Origin of the sequence: Pseudomonas lini (assembly GCF_030812475.1) — a bacterium.
In the GTDB taxonomy this organism is placed as follows: domain Bacteria; phylum Pseudomonadota; class Gammaproteobacteria; order Pseudomonadales; family Pseudomonadaceae; genus Aquipseudomonas; species Aquipseudomonas lini_A.
On record NZ_JAUSSR010000014.1, the window covers coordinates 141,695 to 161,342 of the forward strand.

General features: G+C 59.3%; 21 protein-coding genes. 6 read left to right on the plus strand and 15 right to left on the minus strand.

The genetic code is table 11. The features are described from left to right. The first annotated feature begins 6 nt into the window (after window positions 1–6). Entirely contained in the window at window positions 7–933 is a 927-nt protein-coding gene (locus tag J2W17_RS24790) for a LysR family transcriptional regulator (protein ID WP_307340838.1), read from the plus strand. Here J2W17_RS24790 and J2W17_RS24795 read toward each other — a convergent pair. The 3 genes from J2W17_RS24795 to J2W17_RS24805 form a co-directional block, all read right to left on the minus strand. Beyond that, entirely contained in the window at window positions 930–1,292 is a 363-nt protein-coding gene (locus J2W17_RS24795; protein ID WP_307340840.1) for a diacylglycerol kinase, read from the minus strand. The two genes, J2W17_RS24790 and J2W17_RS24795, sit on opposite strands and share 4 nt — an antisense overlap. A gap of 74 nt (window positions 1,293–1,366) precedes the next feature. Then, entirely contained in the window at window positions 1,367–2,017 is a 651-nt protein-coding gene (erdR, locus tag J2W17_RS24800; protein WP_010462704.1) for a response regulator transcription factor ErdR, read from the minus strand. Between the two features lie 217 nt (window positions 2,018–2,234). Continuing rightward, complete coding sequence (locus J2W17_RS24805; RefSeq protein WP_307340844.1) at window positions 2,235–2,993, minus strand: tRNA-uridine aminocarboxypropyltransferase; 759 nt, start codon at window positions 2,991–2,993, stop codon at window positions 2,235–2,237. A 189-nt stretch (window positions 2,994–3,182) separates the two neighbouring features. On the opposite strand from J2W17_RS24805, the gene J2W17_RS24810 reads away from it, so the two are divergent. Beyond that, on the plus strand, window positions 3,183–3,608 hold the full coding sequence (locus tag J2W17_RS24810; RefSeq protein WP_154979044.1) for a quorum-sensing-regulated virulence factor family protein: 426 nt from the start codon (window positions 3,183–3,185) through the stop codon (window positions 3,606–3,608). Here the strand turns inward: J2W17_RS24810 and J2W17_RS24815 are convergent, their stop codons facing one another. After that, on the minus strand, window positions 3,609–3,809 hold the full coding sequence (locus J2W17_RS24815) for a hypothetical protein (protein ID WP_064676132.1): 201 nt from the start codon (window positions 3,807–3,809) through the stop codon (window positions 3,609–3,611). It abuts the gene before it with no gap. Between the two features lie 485 nt (window positions 3,810–4,294). Here J2W17_RS24815 and J2W17_RS24820 point away from each other — a divergent pair, with 485 nt between their 5' ends. Next, complete coding sequence (locus J2W17_RS24820) at window positions 4,295–5,413, plus strand: LOG family protein (RefSeq protein WP_307340849.1); 1,119 nt, start codon at window positions 4,295–4,297, stop codon at window positions 5,411–5,413. 41 nt (window positions 5,414–5,454) lie between these two features. Here J2W17_RS24820 and recX read toward each other — a convergent pair whose 3' ends face one another. From recX to J2W17_RS24835, 3 genes are all read right to left on the minus strand, one after another. Beyond that, a complete protein-coding gene (gene recX, locus J2W17_RS24825) occupies window positions 5,455–5,922 on the minus strand; it encodes a recombination regulator RecX (protein WP_307340852.1) in 468 nt (155 codons plus the stop codon). Window positions 5,923–5,930: 8 nt separating this feature from the next. Continuing rightward, window positions 5,931–6,983, minus strand: a complete 1,053-nt coding sequence (gene recA, locus J2W17_RS24830; RefSeq protein WP_064676129.1) for a recombinase RecA — start codon at window positions 6,981–6,983, stop codon at window positions 5,931–5,933. An 83-nt stretch (window positions 6,984–7,066) separates the two neighbouring features. Further along, window positions 7,067–7,567, minus strand: a complete 501-nt coding sequence (locus J2W17_RS24835; RefSeq protein WP_307340856.1) for a CinA family protein — start codon at window positions 7,565–7,567, stop codon at window positions 7,067–7,069. Window positions 7,568–7,834: 267 nt separating this feature from the next. Between J2W17_RS24835 and mutS the strand changes: the two genes are divergently transcribed. Next, window positions 7,835–10,414, plus strand: coding sequence for a DNA mismatch repair protein MutS (gene mutS / locus J2W17_RS24840; protein WP_307340860.1), 2,580 nt, complete (start codon window positions 7,835–7,837; stop codon window positions 10,412–10,414). Window positions 10,415–10,556: 142 nt separating this feature from the next. Beyond that, complete coding sequence (fdxA, locus tag J2W17_RS24845; protein WP_003222178.1) at window positions 10,557–10,880, plus strand: ferredoxin FdxA; 324 nt, start codon at window positions 10,557–10,559, stop codon at window positions 10,878–10,880. Window positions 10,881–11,375: 495 nt separating this feature from the next. Here the strand turns inward: fdxA and rpoS are convergent, their stop codons facing one another. The 8 genes from rpoS to J2W17_RS24885 form a co-directional block, all read right to left on the minus strand. Next, window positions 11,376–12,383: an RNA polymerase sigma factor RpoS gene (gene rpoS, locus J2W17_RS24850; RefSeq protein ID WP_307340880.1), complete on the minus strand. Its 1,008-nt coding sequence runs from the start codon at window positions 12,381–12,383 to the stop codon at window positions 11,376–11,378. Between the two features lie 105 nt (window positions 12,384–12,488). Next, entirely contained in the window at window positions 12,489–13,346 is an 858-nt protein-coding gene (locus tag J2W17_RS24855) for a peptidoglycan DD-metalloendopeptidase family protein (RefSeq protein WP_307341025.1), read from the minus strand. Between the two features lie 199 nt (window positions 13,347–13,545). Further along, window positions 13,546–14,181 (minus strand): protein-L-isoaspartate(D-aspartate) O-methyltransferase, encoded by a 636-nt coding sequence (locus tag J2W17_RS24860; protein WP_178110502.1) that lies wholly within the window; start codon window positions 14,179–14,181, stop codon window positions 13,546–13,548. 41 nt (window positions 14,182–14,222) lie between these two features. Next, window positions 14,223–14,972, minus strand: coding sequence for a 5'/3'-nucleotidase SurE (surE, locus tag J2W17_RS24865; RefSeq protein WP_307340883.1), 750 nt, complete (start codon window positions 14,970–14,972; stop codon window positions 14,223–14,225). Then, window positions 14,960–16,018: a tRNA pseudouridine(13) synthase TruD gene (gene truD, locus J2W17_RS24870; protein ID WP_307340886.1), complete on the minus strand. Its 1,059-nt coding sequence runs from the start codon at window positions 16,016–16,018 to the stop codon at window positions 14,960–14,962. Before truD ends, surE begins: the two co-directional genes overlap by 13 nt. Further along, entirely contained in the window at window positions 16,015–16,488 is a 474-nt protein-coding gene (gene ispF, locus J2W17_RS24875) for a 2-C-methyl-D-erythritol 2,4-cyclodiphosphate synthase (RefSeq protein ID WP_307340888.1), read from the minus strand. The genes truD and ispF overlap by 4 nt, the downstream gene beginning before the upstream one ends. Window positions 16,489–16,570: 82 nt before the next feature. Continuing rightward, window positions 16,571–17,425, minus strand: coding sequence for an S-formylglutathione hydrolase (gene fghA, locus J2W17_RS24880; protein WP_307340891.1), 855 nt, complete (start codon window positions 17,423–17,425; stop codon window positions 16,571–16,573). A 91-nt stretch (window positions 17,426–17,516) separates the two neighbouring features. Next, window positions 17,517–18,629 carry an S-(hydroxymethyl)glutathione dehydrogenase/class III alcohol dehydrogenase gene (locus J2W17_RS24885; RefSeq protein ID WP_307340894.1) on the minus strand — a complete coding sequence of 371 codons (1,113 nt, stop codon included), beginning with the start codon at window positions 18,627–18,629 and terminating at the stop codon, window positions 17,517–17,519. 107 nt (window positions 18,630–18,736) lie between these two features. Between J2W17_RS24885 and J2W17_RS24890 the strand changes: the two genes are divergently transcribed. Further along, window positions 18,737–19,633: a LysR substrate-binding domain-containing protein gene (locus tag J2W17_RS24890; protein ID WP_307340898.1), complete on the plus strand. Its 897-nt coding sequence runs from the start codon at window positions 18,737–18,739 to the stop codon at window positions 19,631–19,633. Window positions 19,634–19,648 lie beyond the last annotated feature (15 nt).

The window sequence follows — 19,648 nt, forward strand, 5'->3', positions numbered from 1 at the left end:
ATAGATATGCGATTTACTCTCCGTCAACTTCAAGTATTCGTCGCCGTCGCCCAGCAGGAAAGCGTATCCCGAGCTGCGGGTCTGCTCAACCTGTCGCAATCGGCGGCGAGCACCTCGATCACCGAACTGGAGCGCCAGTGCAGCTGCCAGCTATTCGACCGTGCGGGCAAACGGCTGGCCCTCAACGCCCTCGGCAAACAGCTATTGCCGCAAGCGGTGGCACTGCTCGATCAGGCCAAGGAAATCGAAGACCTGCTCAACGGCAAGTCTGGTTTCGGTTCCCTGGCGGTCGGCGCGACGCTCACGATCGGCAACTACCTGGCCACCCTGCTGATCGGCAGCTTCATGCAGCATCATCCGGAAAGCCAGGTGAAGTTGCATGTGCAGAACACCGCCAACATTGTGCAGCAGGTCGCCCACTACGAAATTGATCTGGGTCTGATCGAAGGCGATTGCAGCCATCCGGATATCGAAGTGCAGAGTTGGGTCGAGGATGAGCTGGTAGTGTTCTGTGCGCCGCAGCATCCGCTGGCCAAACGCGGCACGGCGACCATGGATGAACTGAGCCACGAGGCGTGGATTCTGCGCGAGCAAGGCTCGGGCACGCGACTGACGTTTGACCAGGCCATGCGCCACCACCGTAGCGGACTGAACATCCGCCTGGAACTGGAACACACCGAAGCGATCAAGCGTGCGGTGGAATCAGGCTTGGGGATTGGCTGCATTTCGCGGCTGGCCCTGCGCGATGCATTCCGCCGCGGCAGCCTGGTGCCGGTGGAGACCCCGGACCTGGACCTGGCGCGGCAGTTTTATTTCATCTGGCACAAACAGAAATATCAGACCTCGGCGATGCGCGAATTCCTCGACCTGTGCCGCGCCTTCACCGCAGGGGTTCAGCGCAGCGACGAGATCGTGCTGCCCACCATCGCTTAAAGCAGGATCACTGCCCACACCAGTGCGATCATGGTCAACGCCACCAACTGCGCGGCGCTGCCCATGTCTTTTGCATTCTTCGACAGGGGGTGCAGCTCAAGGGAAATGCGGTCGATGGCGGCCTCCACCGCCGAATTGAGCAACTCGACAATCAATGCCAACAGACAGACGGCAATGAGCAGCGCCTGCTCGACACGGCTGACGTTCAGGACGAACGAAACCGGGATCAGGATGACATTGAGCAACACCAGTTGCCGAAAGGCCGCTTCGCCGGTGAAGGCTGCACGCAGGCCATCGAGCGAGTAACCGGAGGCGTTGAGGATGCGTTTGAGGCCGGTTTGGCCTTTGAAAGGTGACATAGAGTGGGCAACTGACCAAAAAGGAGTGGGAAAGCTAAATCAAGCATGGTCAAAAAAGCGTGAACGGTTACGCTTTAGTGGCTCGAAATTGACTCAAGTTGTTGCAACAGTAAGGCCGCCTGGGTCCGGGTCCGCACATTCAACTTACGAAAAATCGCGGTGACGTGAGCTTTGATCGTCGCTTCCGAGACGCTCAGTTCATAAGCGATCTGCTTGTTCAGCAATCCTTCACAGACCATGGTCAGCACCCGAAACTGCTGGGGAGTCAGACTGGCAAGGCCTTCACTGGCAGCCTTGGCTTCGGCGGAGACGCTCACCGCTTCGAAGGCTTGGGGTGGCCAGAACACATCGCCATCCAGCACCGCACGCACGGCTTTCTGAATAACGCTCAAGTCGCTCGACTTGGGAATGAAACCGCTGGCACCAAATTCACGGGACTTCACCATGATCGATGCCTCTTCCTGAGCGGAGACCATGACCACCGGAATCTGCGGATATTGACCACGCAACAGCACCAGTCCGGAAAAACCGTAGGCCCCCGGCATGTTCAAGTCCAGCAGCACCAGGTCCCAGTCGGACTTTTCGTCGAGACGGGTTTCAAGTTCGGCAATGCTCGCCACTTCCACCAGTCGGACATCCGGACCGAGGCCAAGGGTCAACGCTTGATGCAAGGCGCTACGAAAAAGAGGGTGGTCATCGGCAATCAGGATTTCGTATGTGGCCATTTTTCTAATGATCCTGTTTTTCAAACGAGGTGCAGCCACGGAGCTGCATCAACAGGGCACGTTCAACGCCAACTACGTAGCTGTTCACACAGCTTTTTCACGTAAAGAATACGGCGTATCAAACCTGGCCGCGCCCTAATCGGCGCCAAGCATGCCCAGCGAAGCCGGGGTGGTCAAGCGACGTAGCCCGACCGGCTGCTTGCAGTATGGGCGACGTTCAGCACGTCACCGGGGCCGCATTCTGCACGAAGGGCATCAGCTCGGCGTGGGCCGGCGTTGCAACGTTCATCTCCAGCTGGTGTTTCGCATCGAGGTAATGCTGGCTGAACACATCGAAATAAGCGTCCAGCGCTGAAGCGGCCTCGACATCGCCCGCCAGATCGAGGCACAGCGCCGCCACTTCGGCCGTGCACAGGTGCTCGCTGCGGGTCGAGCGGCGCAGCCGGTACCGGGAGAGTTTTTCGGGCAGCAGGCTCAGGATCGGAAGCGCATCGAAATAGGGACTTTTGCGAAAGATCTTCCGGGCTTCGGTCCAGGTGGCGTCCAGCAGAATGAACAGCGGCCGCCGGGTGCTATCGGCCACGACACCATGGGTCACTCGCTCGGGCTCGACGTACTCGCCTGGAAACACCAGATAGGGCTGCCATTGCGGATCGGACAAGAGCTGCAACAGCTGCTGATCGACTTCGGTCCGTGACCAGATAAACGCATGGTTGTCCCGCACCACATCGGCGATCAGCCAACCGGTATTACTGGGCTTGAACACTTCCTTGTTGGTCATGATCAGGCACACCCCGGAACGGGTCTCGACCTGTGGGCGCCAGGCACACAGGCAGTGGCTCTCGATCACACGGCAAGCACGGCAACGCGGTGCTCGCCAGCCTCGGGCCTGGATCGGTTTGATGCCCTCCTCTTCACGCTGGTCGCGCAGGCGCGCGACGGCATTCGACGCAAAGGGCTTGAGTGCATGGCTCATTGCAGGCAACACCGGAATGGACAGGAAATCGACACGAAAAACACTCGGCAGGACAGGAAGTGCTCGCAGTTTATCAGACCGGCCGGCGCAAGCCTGTACCGTCCAGGCCACCTCCCCTATAATTCGCCGCCACTGAACGCACAGTCATGTGGCTGGTCGAACCACCAGTCACTGAACCAGGAGAGTTTCATGCTGCGCCTTATCGTTCCTACCGCCGCCGTTTTGCTGGCGTCGTCCTTCAGCGCCCAGGCTGCTTCCTTGAAAGACATGGAACTGAGCAAAATGCTGCAAAACGTTGCCGCTCAAAGCAGCGTCGGCACTCCACGAGCGATCAACGAAGACATTCTCGATCAGGGCTACACCGTCGAAGGTAAAGAGCTGATCAACCACCTCAGCGTCCAGAGCAGCCACGCAGACAAAATGCGCGCCGACCCGAAAGCGGTTTATTTTCAGCTCGGCTCCACCGTCTGCAACAACCCGGGCTTTCGCAAGCTGATGGCCAAGGGCGCAATCATGCGTTACGAGTTCACCGAGGTTAAGACCAACCGTCCGGTTGCGAGCGAGCGCTTCCAGGAATCGGATTGCCCGAAAGCCGCACCCGCGAAGAAAAAGTAATCACTGGGAATTGGCGCGCCGCTGCTCATCCTCGGCGCGCAGTTCTGCCAGCAGCGCCTGCAGATAGCAAGAGCGTCGCTCGGCGGCCTCAAGACGTCGGCAACACTCCTCCTCGAGACTCAAATGATGATTCTCGGCCGATGACTTCAGCAATCGATACAGTTGCGTATCGATTTCGATCTCCAGAATGACTCTGGTCATTGCTTCGGCTCCATGCGCCTCGCCCTGCGTGAGCGATAAAATCCTTCACCCGCTTGTGTCGCGCGTCCAGCCTTTGACGCAAAGTTGTCATGTCACACCTGTCTTTTAGTAAATCAGAGTGATGAACGTTCAGCTTTGCGTTCAGACGAGCGGTGAAATCACCTTGCAAATCGACAATAAGCGGTTGCCAGGAAAGACTTTGCGGCGCAATGATCAAGTCAGCGCAAATCCCCGCAAGGGTCTAGATTCATAGTGTCCACGATTTATTTTCCAGGCCGAAAAGGGGCTGCCTGACATGTGTCTTGTTGTGCGAACGTTTCTTTCATCCAAGGGAAAAAACAGAGCCTGTATGGATGACTCGATTTGCAACTCGAGTCCGGTGGATCGCCCAGGCACGGGCCTGGGCAGACAGCGACGCACGAGGCGTCGCGGCGCCGACAACTGCCTTGTCGGGGCCAAGGGTTCTGTGCAGAAGGAGAAGCTGAATGCCTTACCAACCGAATGACCTCCTGAGCCGTCATTTTGAAGAAAGCGGCCACGACCTCGCCAGCAAGGTCGAAGAACAACTCAACCTGGTTTCACCCAACAGCCCGAACATTCCCATCTACCGCGACATGATCCTGACCGTGCTTCGCATGGCCCAGGAAGATCACAACCGCTGGAACGCCAAGATCACCCTGCAAGCCCTGCGCGAACTGGAACATGCCTTCCGGGTGCTGGAGCAGTTCAAAGGGCGTCGCAAAGTCACCGTTTTCGGTTCGGCCCGAACGCCGATAGAACATCCGCTGTATGGCCTGGCCCGAGAGCTCGGCGCGGCATTGGCGCGCTCTGACCTGATGGTCATCACCGGTGCCGGTGGCGGCATCATGGCGGCGGCCCACGAAGGTGCCGGCCTGGAACATAGCCTGGGGTTCAACATCACCCTGCCCTTCGAGCAGCATGCCAATCCCACCGTCAATGGCACGACCAACCTGCTGCCTTTCCACTTCTTCTTCACCCGCAAACTGTTCTTCGTCAAGGAAGCCGATGCGCTGGTCCTGTGCCCCGGTGGGTTCGGCACCCTGGATGAAGCGCTGGAAGTACTGACCCTGATCCAGACCGGCAAGAGCCCGCTGGTGCCGGTGGTATTGCTGGATGCGCCAGGCGGCAAGTTCTGGCAAGGAGCGCTGGACTTCATTCACCAGCAACTGGAGGAGAATCGCTACATCCTGCCCACCGACATGAAGCTGGTAAGCCTGGTCTATAGCGCCGAAGACGCGGTGGAGCAGATCAATCAGTTCTACAGCAACTTCCACTCAAGCCGCTGGCTCAAGCATCAGTTCGTGATCCGCATGAACCACAAGCTCAGCGACGATGCGCTGGAACACATGCAAGGCGCGTTCGCCGACCTGTGCCTGAGCGATCACTTCCACCAGCATGCCTACAACGGTGAGGAGCACGACGAACCGCAGTTCAGCCACTTGGCGCGACTGGCCTTCACGTTCAATGCCCGTGATCATGGACGCCTGCGGGAACTGGTGGACTACATCAACCTGCCGGAAAACTGGGCGCAGTCAAAATCCCAGGCGCAGCAACGCACGCGGGAGCCATTGAAGGTTACCTGAGGCAAAAAAACGGCCCGCTATCGACATAGCGAGCCGTTCATTCAATCGTCCATCCCTCGGCCGCTGAACAAGCGGCTGATCATCTCCATGGAGTATCCCCGATAACCCAGGAACCGGCCTTGTTTGGCGCGTTCCCGTGCGTCTATGGGTAAATGCCCGGAGAACTTGCGCCGCCAGGTATCTTCCAGTTGTTCCTGCCAGTTGATACCGCTCTCGCGTAACGCGAGTTCGATGTCAGTACGTTGCAGCCCGCGCTGATTCAACTCTTCACGAATACGCAAAGGGCCATAACCGGACCGGGCACGGTAGGAAACGAAACTTTCGAGGTAACGGGATTCGGACAACAGGCCCTCTTCCGTCAAGCGGTCGAGTGCGGTGTCGATCATTTCAGGAAGAGCGCCGCGCTGACGCAGTTTACGCGTCAGCTCGACCCGACCGTGCTCGCGTCGTGCGAGCAGGTCCATTGCGGTTCGCCGCACTGCGACGAGTGTATCGAGTACGGCAGTCATCGGATCAATCAGATATCGGCGTCAGCCAGGTCATCTGCAGTCTCTTTGACCGGCGATGCCTTGACGTCCGGTGCCGGCGTCAGCAGCTTGTCGCGCAGCTGCTTCTCGAGGGTCGCGGCGATGTCCGGGTTTTCTGCCAGGTACTTGGCCGAGTTGGCTTTACCCTGACCGATCTTGGTGCCGTTGTAGGCATACCAGGCACCGGACTTCTCGACGAAACCGTGCAGAACACCCAGGTCGATCATCTCACCGTTGAGGTAGATGCCCTTGCCATAAAGAATCTGGAACTCGGCCTGACGGAACGGCGAAGCCACCTTGTTCTTAACGACCTTGACGCGGGTCTCGCTACCAACGACTTCATCGCCTTCTTTCACCGCGCCAGTGCGACGGATGTCCAGACGAACCGAAGCGTAGAACTTCAGGGCGTTACCACCGGTAGTGGTTTCCGGGCTGCCGAACATCACACCGATCTTCATGCGGATCTGGTTGATGAAGATAACCAGGCAGTTGGCGTTCTTGATGTTGCCGGTGATCTTGCGCAGGGCCTGGGACATCAAGCGGGCTTGCAGGCCCACGTGCATGTCACCCATTTCGCCTTCGATTTCAGCCTTTGGCACCAGCGCCGCCACGGAGTCGACGATGATCACGTCAACCGCGTTGGAACGCACCAGCATGTCGGTGATTTCCAGGGCCTGCTCGCCGGTGTCCGGCTGGGAAACCAGCAGGTCGTCGACGTTGACGCCCAGCTTGCCGGCATATTCAGGGTCCAGGGCATGCTCGGCGTCGACGAATGCGCAGGTCGCGCCGGCTTTCTGAGCCTGGGCGATCACCGACAGTGTCAGGGTGGTTTTACCCGAGGATTCAGGGCCGTAGATTTCAACGATACGGCCTTTTGGCAGGCCGCCAATGCCGAGCGCGATGTCCAAGCCCAGAGAGCCAGTGGAGATAGCCGGGATCGCCTGACGGTCCTGATCGCCCATACGCATTACGGCACCCTTGCCGAATTGACGTTCGATCTGACCCAGGGCCGCAGCCAAGGCTTTCTTCTTGTTGTCGTCCATTAAAGTCCTCACGTAATCAATAAGGCCTGACGGCCAACACCTGTATAAGTAGCCAGTATTATTCCACAGCGCTTGAGGATCGCCTACCCCTGATTTGAGATTTCTCCAGCGGCATGGCGCAGTAGCCCCTCTAGCGCGGCCTTCACCGTTTGTCGGCGAACCTCGTCGCGGTTGCCGGGAAAGTGTTGCACCTCGCTGAATACCCGCTCGCCGACCCCCCAGGCCAGCCACACCGTGCCAACCGGCTTGCTGGGCGACCCGCCATCGGGCCCGGCGACACCACTGACCGCCACGGCAAGATGCGCGCGGCTTTTTTCCTGCGCGCCCCGCACCATCGCCTCGACCACCTCGCGACTGACCGCGCCCACAGTGGCAAACAAGGGCGCAGGGACATTCAACTGCTCGATCTTCTGGCGGTTGGAGTAAGTGACATAACCGGCCTCGAACCACGCCGAGCTGCCGGGAATGCGGGTAATCGCTTCGCAGATCCCACCGCCGGTACAGGACTCGGCGGCAGTGACGTGAGCATTGAGAACCTGCAAGCGCCTGCCAAGTTCAGCGGCCAGCTGGGTAATTTCTTTCACGGTCCTCTCCTGAAAGGGCTCAATGGGACTACCGTACACGAGCGGATCGCGCTTGCAAGGCTCGGAAACGATCAAAATGTGTGTGGCCTGACCTGTTTCCCCAGGCCGAAAAGCCGTCACTCTGCCCGCCACCTCTTGCCAGCCAACAAGGGCTTTCATGCCTGCGTCGGGTGGACTGCCCATGTTAACCTTGCGCCCATCGCGGAAAAGCCGGGCCGACGCCCCTCCTTTGCCCTACACCTTTCAACGAATTTGCCTGATTATCCGATGAATAAAGCCCTCTCCGATCTGTCCTCCCACACGCCGATGATGCAGCAGTACTGGCGCCTGAAAAACCAGCACCCCGACCAGCTGATGTTCTATCGCATGGGTGACTTCTACGAGATCTTCTATGAAGACGCGAAGAAGGCCGCCAAGTTGCTGGACATTACCCTGACCGCCCGTGGGCAGTCGGCCGGGCAGGCGATTCCGATGTGCGGGATTCCTTACCACGCCGCCGAAGGTTACCTGGCGAAACTGGTGAAGCTCGGCGAGTCGGTGGTGATCTGCGAGCAGGTCGGCGACCCGGCCACCAGTAAAGGCCCGGTGGATCGTCAGGTGGTGCGGATCATCACCCCGGGCACGGTGAGTGACGAGGCGCTGCTGGATGAGCGTCGGGATAACCTGATCGCCGCAGTGCTGGGTGACGAGCGCCTGTTCGGCCTAGCCGTGCTGGACATCACCAGCGGCAACTTCACGGTGCTGGAAATCAAGGGCTGGGAAAACCTGCTGGCGGAACTGGAGCGGGTCAATCCGGTGGAGCTGATGATCCCGGATGACTGGCCCAAAGATTTGCCCGCGGAAAAACGTCGTGGGGTTCGTCGCCGTGCGCCGTGGGATTTCGAACGTGACTCGGCGCTGAAAAGTCTCTGCCAGCAATTCTCGACCCAGGACCTGAAAGGTTTCGGCTGCGAGAACCTGACCCTGGCCATCGGCGCTGCCGGTTGCCTGCTGAGCTATGCCAAGGAAACCCAGCGCACCGCCCTGCCCCACTTGCGCAGCCTGCGGCATGAACGTCTGGACGATACCGTGGTGCTGGATGGCGCGAGCCGTCGCAACCTGGAACTGGACACCAACCTGGCCGGTGGTCGGGATAACACCTTGCAATCGGTGGTCGATCGCTGCCAGACCGCCATGGGCAGCCGATTGCTGACCCGCTGGCTGAACCGCCCCCTGCGCGATCTCAGCGTCCTGCTGGCACGCCAGACCTCGATCACTTGCCTGCTCGACGGCTACCGCTTCGAAAAACTGCAACCGCAGCTCAAGGAAATCGGCGACATCGAGCGGATCCTGGCGCGGATCGGCCTGCGCAATGCACGTCCTCGTGACCTGGCTCGCCTGCGCGACGCCCTCGGCGCACTACCGGAACTGCAAGTGGCGATGACCGAGCTCGAAGCTCCGCACATCATTCAACTGGCGAAGACCACCAGCACCTACCCGGAACTGGCGGCCCTGCTGGAAAAAGCCATCGTCGACAACCCGCCCGCCGTCATCCGTGACGGCGGCGTGCTGAAAACCGGTTACGACAGCGAACTCGACGAGCTGCAATCGCTCAGCGAAAACGCCGGTCAGTTCCTGATCGACCTTGAAGCGCGGGAGAAGGCCCGCACCGGCCTGTCGCACCTGAAGGTCGGCTACAACCGCATTCACGGTTACTTCATCGAGTTGCCGAGCAAACAGGCCGAATCCGCGCCGGCCGACTACATCCGCCGCCAGACGCTCAAAGGTGCCGAGCGCTTCATCACCCCGGAACTGAAGGCCTTCGAAGACAAGGCGCTGTCGGCCAAGAGCCGCGCCCTGGCCCGCGAGAAGATGCTCTACGAAGCGTTGCTCGAAGACCTGATCGCCCAGTTGCCGCCCCTGCAGGATACCGCCGCCGCCCTGGCCGAGCTGGACGTGCTGAGCAACCTGGCCGAGCGCGCACTGAACCTGGACCTGAACTGCCCGCGTTTCGTCGACGAGCCCTGCATGCGCATCAGCCAGGGTCGTCACCCGGTGGTCGAGCAAGTGCTGACCACGCCGTTCGTGGCCAACGACCTGAGCCTCGACGACAATACGCGCATGCTGGTGATCACCGGTCCGAACATGGGCGGTAAATCCACCTACATGCGTCAGACCGCGCTGATCGTACTGCTGGCGCACATTGGCAGTTTCGTGCCGGCGGCCAGCTGCGAACTGTCGCTGGTGGATCGGATCTTTACCCGGATCGGCTCCAGCGATGACCTGGCGGGCGGGCGTTCGACCTTCATGGTCGAAATGAGCGAAACCGCCAACATTCTGCACAACGCCACCGAGCGCAGCCTGGTGCTGATGGACGAAGTCGGTCGCGGCACCAGCACCTTCGATGGCCTCTCCCTGGCCTGGGCCGCCGCCGAACGCCTGGCGCACCTGCGGGCCTACACGCTGTTCGCCACGCACTATTTCGAACTGACGGTGTTGCCGGAAGCCCAGCCGCTGGTGGCCAACGTGCACCTCAATGCCACCGAGCATAATGAGCGCATCGTGTTCCTGCATCATGTGCTGCCAGGGCCTGCCAGCCAGAGCTATGGCCTGGCGGTTGCGCAGTTGGCCGGTGTGCCGAGCGAAGTGATCGTGCGGGCTCGCGAGCATCTGGGCCGACTGGAGGCCACTGCCCTGCCCCATGAAACGCCGAAGCCCGCCAAGGGCAAACCGGCCGCGCCGCAGCAGAGCGACATGTTCGCCAGCCTGCCGCATCCGGTGCTGGATGAACTGGCTAAACTCGATCTGGATGACATGACCCCGCGTCGTGCGCTCGAAATGCTCTATACACTGAAGACACGGGTCTAACGCACTTGCGTGCAAGCTGTTAGAATCTCGCGCGGTTTGGGATGCTGCTGGCTAATAGCCTGGCCAGCAGACTATCGCTCCCGAACCTGGCGACCCCAACGTGAAGGGGCTCCGCTGCCGCCGCCTGAGGAGAAATCTAGAAATGACCTTCGTCGTCACCGACAACTGCATCAAGTGCAAGTACACCGACTGCGTAGAAGTCTGTCCGGTGGACTGCTTTTACGAAGGCCCGAACTTCCTGGTGATTCACCCGGATGAGTGCATCGACTGCGCACTGTGCGAGCCTGAATGCCCTGCCGTGGCCATCTTCTCTGAAGATGAAGTCCCTGAAGATATGCAGGAGTTCATTCAGCTGAACGTTGAGCTGGCCGAAATCTGGCCCAACATCACAGAGAAAAAAGAATCGCTGCCCGATGCCGAAGAGTGGGATGGCGTCAAAGGCAAGATCAAAGACCTCGAACGCTGATTGCTCCGCGTTCTCGAAAAGGCCCCCTGCGGGCCTTTTTGCTTTTATGACTTTATTGCAGACAAAAAAAGGGGCGGTTTGACCCGCCCACATTTTTTTCCCTAGTCCCTGTGTTCCTTTTCATCGTCCTGATGAAACGCGTCCTGCGATGTCCTTTCCCCTCATCCTTGAAGGGCGTGTCCGTCCGTTGACACAACCTGAATACTAAAGCGTTCCCGCCCGGGAGCAAGCGGCCGAAAACGCCCTGGTTCGGCTGTCATATGCTGGTAACTTAATAAAATAAGCACATAAATCAGAGAGATAAGCGCAGGGCAAAAGAAACGTGGAACACTGCCACACTGTAAAGATAACGAAAACCTACATAAGGGTAAGCAAAGACTTACAGCACGAGACTACAAAGCTGATGTGATGTCGCAGCCGTATCAAAACCCTTTGCTGCACTCACAAAAAACCCCGAACCAGTCGGGGTTTTTGTGCAGCGTGCCTGGCGACTACTTATTGAAACAACGACTCGCTCGACAGGCCGTTCTTTTCGAGAATCTCCCGAAGGCGTTTCAGGCCTTCAACCTGGATCTGTCTGACCCGTTCCCGGGTCAGGCCGATTTCCAGGCCTACATCTTCAAGCGTGCTGCTCTCGTGCCCTCGCAGGCCGAAGCGGCGGATGACCACCTCACGCTGCTTGTCGGTCAGTTCAGAGAGCCATTGATCGATGCTCTGGGACAGGTCGTCATCCTGCAACAGTTCACATGGATCGGTTGGGCGGTCATCGGTAAGGGTGTCCAGCAGGGTTTTGTCCGAATCCGGGCCCAACGAGACGTCGACCGAAGATACCCGCTCGTTAAGGCCGAGCATGCGCTTGACCTCTGCCACTGGTTTTTCCAGCAGGTTGGCGATTTCTTCGGGTGAGGGTTCATGATCGAGTTTTTGTGTCAGTTCCCGTGCAGCCCGCAGGTAGACGTTAAGCTCCTTGACCACATGGATCGGCAACCGGATGGTCCGGGTCTGATTCATGATTGCGCGCTCGATGGTCTGACGAATCCACCAGGTCGCGTAGGTCGAAAAGCGGAAGCCACGTTCAGGGTCGAACTTTTCTACCGCCCGGATAAGCCCGAGGTTGCCCTCTTCGATCAAGTCCAGCAGCGACAGGCCACGATTGACGTAACGCCGGGCGATCTTCACCACCAGCCTCAGGTTACTTTCAATCATGCGTTTGCGCCCGGCAGGATCTCCACTTTGCGACAAGCGCGCAAAATGAACTTCTTCTTCGGGGGATAACAGGGGGGAGAAACCGATCTCATTGAGATACAGCTGCGTGGCATCGAGTGCACGCGTGTAATCAATGTACTTGTGTTGCTTTAACGAAGCGGAGTGTTTGGATTTTGTACGAACGGAAGGTGGTGCAGCCCCTTCATCATTCGACATCGGATCCGTGTCGATGCCGGTCTCCATAAGGAGAACCTCATCGTCGATGTCAAACTCCGGCACTTCTTTACTGAGAGCCATTGTTATAGTCCTTTGGTGAGTTCGACCCCAGGCTCAAGCGGCGCCTATATCCTTGGCAACGCTGGAGCCTGTCCCCTCTACGTGACGGAACAGGCTGGATAGCAATCAACGACGTGGCAGGAATTGCAGCGGATCTACAGGTTTACCCTGTCGGCGAATCTCAAAGTGCAGTTTCACCCGGTCTGTACCCGTGGACCCCATTTCGGCAATTGTCTGTCCGACCTTGACCTGCTGCCCCTCCTGAACCAACAGCCTGCGGTTATGTCCGTAGGCACTGACGTAGGTATCGCTGTGTTTGATGATGACTAATTCGCCGTAGCCCCTTAAGCCACTCCCGGCGTATACCACCGTCCCATCAGACGCAGCTAAAACAGGCTGTCCCAAATCCCCGGCGATATCAATTCCTTTATTCAAACTGCCGTTTGAAGAGAATTTACCAATGAGAATGCCATTAGAAGGCCACCCCCAGCCGGTCGGGGCGGGACCCGCTGGCGGCATCGGAACGGCTGCAGGTTTGTTCGCGACGGACGGTACGACCACCGCCGTGCCAGTGGTCCCACCGGTAGCGGGACGACGGAAGACGGTGGTTTTACTCGACGATGAAGGTGTTGAACTGGCTGAACTGACCACGGTTGCCGGCGTTGAACCGGTGCGACCGTCAAAGCGAATCGTCTGACCTGGATGGATCGTGTAGGGCGCAGGAATGTTGTTGCGCGCTGCCAGCGCCTTGTAATCCCAGCCGTAGCGGAAGGCGATGGAGAACAGGGTGTCCTTGGGACGAACGACGTATTGACCCGTCGTCACTGCCGGTCGCTGCGCGACAGATTTGTTGCGCTCGATGACGCGCACGTCGCTCGACTTGTTGCTGGAACAACCAACCAGCAAGGTGCTCAAGACGAGGCCAGTCACCAGGCGCTGAAAGCTCGTTATACCCATTCGCTGCGCAATGACTGTAAGACTCACCCGCCGCTCCCTTTGTGGTGGCTGAAAATGTGGATTGCCGTATTCCGGCAGAAAGTCGCAAGTATAACGGGCCGTGCAGGCTTTACCTTTAATGAAGCGAGGCACACGTTTGCTACCTGTCGATGCGCCCCGTTTAATCGATCGATGCCGCTGTAAGACAGGGACAATCGAAGAGAATTCAGCGCGTCGAAACAAATGCTCAGGCCAGCGGACCGTTGAGCAATGGAACGAAGCGCACAGACCCGAGAACGCGTCTGGAAAAACCCTGTTCTTCCCGAATGATCAACATCAATTGTTGAACCTCGCCGGAGCCGACCGGAATCACCAATCGCCCCCCCGGCGCCAATTGATCGAGCAATGCCTGAGGCACTTCGGTGGCCACGGCGGTGACGATGATGCCGTTGTACGGCGCCAGCGCCGGCCAGCCCTCCCAGCCATCGCCCCAGCGAAACACCACGTTGCGCAAGTTGAGCTCGACCAGGCGCTCCTTGGCCCGGTCCTGCAGCACCTTGATGCGCTCGACCGAAAACACCCGCTCGACCAGTTGCGACAGGATCGCGGTCTGATAGCCCGAGCCCGTGCCGATCTCCATGACCTTGTCCAGAGGACCTGCCTCCAGCAACAGTTCGCTCATCCGGGCGACCATGTAAGGCTGGGAGATGGTCTGGTTGTTCCCGATCGGCAACGCCGTGTCTTCATAGGCACGGTGGGCCAGCGCCTCGTCGACGAACAGGTGACGCGGTGTACGGCGAATCACCTCCAGCACCTTGGCGTTGGAGATGCCCTCCTCATACAACCGCTGAATCAGGCGCTCGCGGGTTCGTTGCGAGGTCATCCCGATGCCGCGATGCAGCATGTGGTCTTGTTCACGAGCCATTAGCGCAGTCCCTCGAGCCAGCCATCAATACTTCTGAAGGCGTCATTGAAGGTGCGATCCAGTTGCAGCGGGGTGATTGAAACATAGCCCTGCATCACCGCATGGAAATCGGTGCCCGGACCGCCATCCTCGGCGTCCCCCGCCGCGGCGATCCAGTAACCGGATTTGCCCCGCGGATCGACCACTTTCAACGGCGCCGCAGCGCGGGCGCGATGGCCGAGGCGAGTCAGTTGTATGCCGCGGATGTGGTCCAGCGGCAAATTGGGAATGTTCACGTTCAGCACCGTGCGCGGTGGCAGATCGAGGTCCGCATGAGCCTCCACCAGTTTGCGCGCAAAATAAGCGGCTGTGGAAAGGTTCTCTACTTGCCGTGAGACCAACGAAAAGGCGAACGAAGGACGCGCCAGGAAACGCCCTTCGAGGGCGGCGGCCACAGTCCCGGAATACAGCACATCGTCCCCGAGATTGGCGCCCAGGTTGATCCCGGACACCACCATGTCCGGTTCTTGCTCCAGCAGACCGTTAAGCCCCAGGTGGACGCAATCGGTGGGCGTGCCGTTAAGGCTGATAAAGCCGTTGGCCAGGGTTTGCGGGTGCAGCGGACGGTCGAGCGTCAGCGAACTGCTGGCGCCGCTTTTGTCCTGGTCCGGGGCGACAACCACGCATTCGGTGTAATCCGCCAGCGCAGCATAAAGCGCGGCGAGACCGGGTGCGGTTACCCCATCATCGTTAGAAATCAGAATACGCATGGGCTGTCCGTCTGCCCCACCGGCACCAGATCGACGAGTTCGCGCACCAATACGGTGGCGAAGCATCCGGCCGGCAGGACGAATTCCAGTTGCAGAATGTCAGGCTCGGGATAATGCCACGTCAACCCACCAATGGGCAGCCGCAGGATGCGACGTTCGTGGCTCATTCCGGCGTTAATCAACCAATCGCGTAGATCCGCCTCGCGTGCGGCGATTGCCTGTTCCAATTCATGGACAGCGCCCGAGGCCGGCGAGTCACCTTCGCCCCACTGCGGACCGGTCGGGTGCAGGTCGAGAATTGCCAGGCGCGGGTCGCTGCACTCGGCAACGCCGGCGGGAAAGAAACTGCGGCTGTCGGTGAAGGCAAGCAAATCGCCGACCTGTGCACACTGCCAGGTGCCATCGGCGACTCGCGCCGCCAACACTTGGTTAAACAGAAAACTACGGGCCGTTGAAAGCAGGCGCGAACGCACATTGCGCTGCTCCGGCAACGCCTTGCGCGCGGCCCAGGCACGGGCATCGACCACGTTGCCGCCGTCAAACCCGAAGCGCTGGGCGCCGAAATAATTGGGAACACCTTGCTTGGCAATCCGTTGCAGACGCTCTTCGATTGCCGCCTTGTCGCCCGCGAATTGAGTCAGGCGCAAGGTGAAGCCATTGGCCGAATGGGCACCACGTTGCAGTTTGCGTTTGTGCCGGCCGGTCTTGAGGATTTTCAACGTATCGTTTTCGGCAGGCGACAAATCCGGATCAGCCTTGCCCGGCAGCTGTACGCTGAACCACTGACGCGTCAGCGCCTGACGGTCCTTGAGGCCCGCGTAACTGACGGTGCGCAAGGGCACGCCAGCCGCTTTGGCGATCCGCCGCGCCGCTTCTTCGGTATTCAGACCGCGCTTTTCCACCCAGATCCACAGGTGCTCGCCATCGCCACTGAGGGGGATATCGAGCACTTCATCGACTTGAAAGTCTTCAGCCGTCGCTTTCAATACGGCGCTGCCGAGGGCTTCACCGTAGGCACGGGGACCGAGCAATTGCAGGTCGTTCATACGCGCAGCAACAAGGCAACGGAATGCACGGCAATACCTTCTTCGCGACCGACAAAGCCGAGCTTTTCGGTGGTGGTGGCTTTCACGTTCACTTGATCCAACTCAACTTGAAGATCCGCGGCAATCAGCGCGCGCATCGATTCGATATGCGGGGCCATTTTTGGCGCCTGGGCGACGATGGTGTTATCGACGTTGCCGACTTTCCAGCCTTTGGCGTGGATCAATCCGACGACGTGACGCAACAGCACGCGGCTGTCGGCGCCCTTGAATGTCGGGTCGGTGTCCGGGAAGTGTTTGCCGATGTCGCCCAGCGCGGCCGCGCCAAGCAAGGCATCGCTCAAGGCGTGCAGCAGGACGTCACCGTCGGAATGAGCGAGCAGCCCGAAGCCGTGTGCAATCCGCACGCCGCCCAGAGTAATGAAATCGCCTTCAGCGAAACGGTGCACATCGTAGCCGTGGCCAATACGCATAAAAAAACGCCCCGATTTTTGTCAGGGCGTGATTCTACCTGCATTAGGCGAGGGGGTGCTCTCAATTAGTTTCCCCTCGGCGTTAACTGAGAGCCCCCCCTAGAGCGCGCGCGTGATGCTGCAGATGGTCATCGATGAAGCTGGCGATGAAGAAATAGCTGTGGTCGTAGCCGGGTTGCAGGCGCAACGTCAGCGGATGACCCGCCAGTCTGGTGGCTTGTTGCAGGGTTTCAGGCTTGAGCTGGGTGGCGAGGAAATCGTCGCGATCACCTTGATCGACCAGCAGCGGTAATTTTTCTTCCGCCTCGGCGATCAATGCACAGGCATCCCATTCGCGCCACTTCGACCGGTCTTCCCCCAGGTAACGGGAAAAGGCCTTTTGCCCCCAAGGACAATCCATCGGGTTGTTGATCGGCGAGAACGCCGACACCGACTGATAGCGCCCCGGGTTGCGCAACGCGCAGACCAGCGCGCCATGGCCGCCCATGGAGTGACCGCTGATGCCGCGCTTGTCCGAAGCAGGGAAATGCGCCTCGACCAATGCCGGCAATTCCTGCACGACATAGTCGTGCATCCGATAGTGCCGCGACCAGGGTTCCTGGGTGGCATTCAGATAAAAACCGGCACCGAGTCCGAAGTCCCAGGCGCCGTCCGGATCACCCGGCACATCGGGGCCGCGCGGGCTGGTGTCCGGCGCCACGATGATCAGCCCCAGCTCGGCGGCCATGCGCATGGCGCCGGCCTTTTGCATGAAGTTTTCGTCGGTGCAGGTCAGGCCGGACAGCCAGTACAGCACCGGCAGTTTGCCGCCCTGCTCCGCTTGCGGCGGCAGGTACACGGCGAACACCATATCGCAGCCGAGCACATCGGAGCGGTGCCGATAGCGTTTGTGCCAGCCGCCGAAGCTTTTCTGGCAGGAGATATTTTCCAGGCTCATGGGAGTACTCCCAGCGGTAAGCTACAAGCTTGAAGCTGCAAGTCGAGGCGCGCTCTCTTGCAGCTTATGACTTGCGGCTTACCGCTGCTTCTTAGAAATGGATGACGGAACGGATGCTCTTGCCTTCGTGCATCAGGTCAAACGCCTTGTTGATATCTTCCAGGCCCATGGTGTGGGTGATGAACGTATCCAGCGGGATCTCGCCGGTCTCGGCCATTTCGACATAGCTTGGCAACTCGGTACGGCCGCGCACGCCGCCGAACGCCGAACCGCGCCAGACGCGACCGGTGACCAGCTGGAATGGACGGGTGGAGATTTCCTGACCGGCACCGGCCACGCCGATGATCACCGATTCGCCCCAACCCTTGTGGCAGCACTCGAGGGCCGCGCGCATCAATTGCACATTGCCGATGCACTCGAAGGAGAAGTCAACGCCGCCATCGGTCATGTCGACGATGACTTCCTGGATCGGACGGTCGAAGTCTTTCGGGTTCACGCAATCGGTTGCACCCAGTTGCTTGGCGATCTCGAATTTGGCCGGGTTGATGTCAATCGCGATGATGCGCGCTGCCTTGGCTTTGGCCGCGCCGATGACCGCCGACAGGCCGATGCCGCCGAGGCCGAAAATGGCGACCGTGTCACCTGGCTTTACCTTGGCCGTATTGAGAACGGCGCCGATGCCGGTGGTGACACCGCAGCCCAGCAGGCAGACTTTTTCCAGTGGCGCTTCTTTAGGAATTTTGGCGACGGAGATTTCCGGCAGCACGGTGTACTCGGAGAAGGTCGAGGTACCCATGTAGTGGAAAATCGGCTGGCCCTTGTAGGAAAAGCGAGAGGTGCCATCCGGCATCAGGCCTTTGCCCTGGGTGGCGCGAATGGCCTGGCAGAGGTTGGTCTTGCCCGACAGGCAGAATTTGCACTGGCGACATTCCGGGGTGTAGAGCGGAATCACATGATCACCCACCTCCACGGAGGTCACGCCCTCGCCGATGGCTTCCACCACCGCGCCACCTTCGTGGCCGAGGATCGACGGGAAGATGCCTTCCGGGTCGGCACCGGACAGCGTGTAGGCATCGGTATGGCAGACACCGGAAGCAACAACTCGCAGCAATACTTCACCGGCCTTGGGCATGGCGACATCGACTTCGACGATCTCGAGGGGTTTCTTGGCCTCGAAGGCTACGGCAGCGCGCGACTTGATCATGAGCATTCTCCAGTGAATAAAAATGAGACAGTGAGTGTAATACAGTGCTCTACGGTGAATAATCAGGACAAAAGCAAAACTTTATTGCTGTACAGGGATAATCATCAATGTCCGAAAACCGCTGGGAAGGCATCGACGAGTTCGTCGCCGTGGCCGAGTGCAGCCATTTCACCGCCGCTGCCGAACGTCTCGGGGTGTCGTCCTCCCATGTCAGTCGACAAATCGTTCGGCTGGAAGAGCGACTTCAGACGCGACTGCTTTATCGCAGTACCCGCCGGGTCACCCTGACCGAGGCCGGGCAAACCTTCCTGCAGCATTGCCAACGTTTACAGGATGGCCGCGAAGAAGCCTTGCGAGCGGTCGGTGATCTGACCAGCGAGCCTAAAGGGATGCTGCGCATGACCTGCGCCGTGGCGTACGGCGAACGCTTCATCGTGCCGCTGGTGACCCGCTTCATGGGGCTTTACCCGCAACTGCGGATCGACATCGAACTGAGCAACCGCCAACTGGACCTGGTGCACGAGGGCCTGGACCTGGCGATCCGTCTGGGTCGCTTGCAGGACTCAAGACTGGTGGCGGCACGACTGGCACCACGGCAAATGTACCTGTGCGCATCACCGTCCTACGTGGAACGGTATGGTCGCCCACACAGTTTGTCGGAACTGAGCCGGCACAATTGCCTCATCGGCAGTTCGGACATTTGGCAACTGGAACAGAACGGACGGGAATTTTCCCAGCGGGTACAGGGAAACTGGCGTTGCAACAGTGGGCAAGCGGTGCTGGATGCGGCGTTACAGGGTGTCGGGTTGTGTCAGTTGCCGGATTATTATGTGTTGGAGCATTTGAAAAGCGGTGCGTTGATTTCGTTGCTGGAAGCGCATCAGCCGCCGAACACGGCGGTATGGGCGCTTTATCCACAGCAGCGGCATCTGTCGCCGAAGGTGCGCAAGTTGGTGGATTATTTGAAGGGAGGGTTGGCTGAAAGGCCGGAGTATCGAAGCTAGGAAGGTGCCTGCGTG

What these genes read in the sequence shown, in the direction of transcription:
- ispF (WP_307340888.1), bottom strand. Translation starts at nt 16,488, where the DNA reads ATGCGTATTGGCCACGGCTACGATGTGCACCGTTTCGCTGAAGGCGAT.
- J2W17_RS24890 (WP_307340898.1), top strand. Translation starts at nt 18,737, where the DNA reads ATGTCCGAAAACCGCTGGGAAGGCATCGACGAGTTCGTCGCCGTGGCC.
- J2W17_RS24885 (WP_307340894.1), bottom strand. Translation starts at nt 18,629, where the DNA reads ATGATCAAGTCGCGCGCTGCCGTAGCCTTCGAGGCCAAGAAACCCCTC.
- J2W17_RS24815 (WP_064676132.1), bottom strand. Translation starts at nt 3,809, where the DNA reads ATGACCAGAGTCATTCTGGAGATCGAAATCGATACGCAACTGTATCGA.
- fghA (WP_307340891.1), bottom strand. Translation starts at nt 17,425, where the DNA reads ATGAGCCTGGAAAATATCTCCTGCCAGAAAAGCTTCGGCGGCTGGCAC.
- recA (WP_064676129.1), bottom strand. Translation starts at nt 6,983, where the DNA reads ATGGACGACAACAAGAAGAAAGCCTTGGCTGCGGCCCTGGGTCAGATC.
- erdR (WP_010462704.1), bottom strand. Translation starts at nt 2,017, where the DNA reads ATGGCCACATACGAAATCCTGATTGCCGATGACCACCCTCTTTTTCGT.
- rpoS (WP_307340880.1), bottom strand. Translation starts at nt 12,383, where the DNA reads ATGGCTCTCAGTAAAGAAGTGCCGGAGTTTGACATCGACGATGAGGTT.
- mutS (WP_307340860.1), top strand. Translation starts at nt 7,835, where the DNA reads ATGAATAAAGCCCTCTCCGATCTGTCCTCCCACACGCCGATGATGCAG.
- surE (WP_307340883.1), bottom strand. Translation starts at nt 14,972, where the DNA reads ATGCGTATTCTGATTTCTAACGATGATGGGGTAACCGCACCCGGTCTC.
- truD (WP_307340886.1), bottom strand. Translation starts at nt 16,018, where the DNA reads ATGAACGACCTGCAATTGCTCGGTCCCCGTGCCTACGGTGAAGCCCTC.
- J2W17_RS24795 (WP_307340840.1), bottom strand. Translation starts at nt 1,292, where the DNA reads ATGTCACCTTTCAAAGGCCAAACCGGCCTCAAACGCATCCTCAACGCC.
- J2W17_RS24805 (WP_307340844.1), bottom strand. Translation starts at nt 2,993, where the DNA reads ATGAGCCATGCACTCAAGCCCTTTGCGTCGAATGCCGTCGCGCGCCTG.
- J2W17_RS24860 (WP_178110502.1), bottom strand. Translation starts at nt 14,181, where the DNA reads ATGACCTCGCAACGAACCCGCGAGCGCCTGATTCAGCGGTTGTATGAG.
- J2W17_RS24810 (WP_154979044.1), top strand. Translation starts at nt 3,183, where the DNA reads ATGCTGCGCCTTATCGTTCCTACCGCCGCCGTTTTGCTGGCGTCGTCC.
- recX (WP_307340852.1), bottom strand. Translation starts at nt 5,922, where the DNA reads ATGACTGCCGTACTCGATACACTCGTCGCAGTGCGGCGAACCGCAATG.
- J2W17_RS24790 (WP_307340838.1), top strand. Translation starts at nt 7, where the DNA reads ATGCGATTTACTCTCCGTCAACTTCAAGTATTCGTCGCCGTCGCCCAG.
- J2W17_RS24820 (WP_307340849.1), top strand. Translation starts at nt 4,295, where the DNA reads ATGCCTTACCAACCGAATGACCTCCTGAGCCGTCATTTTGAAGAAAGC.
- fdxA (WP_003222178.1), top strand. Translation starts at nt 10,557, where the DNA reads ATGACCTTCGTCGTCACCGACAACTGCATCAAGTGCAAGTACACCGAC.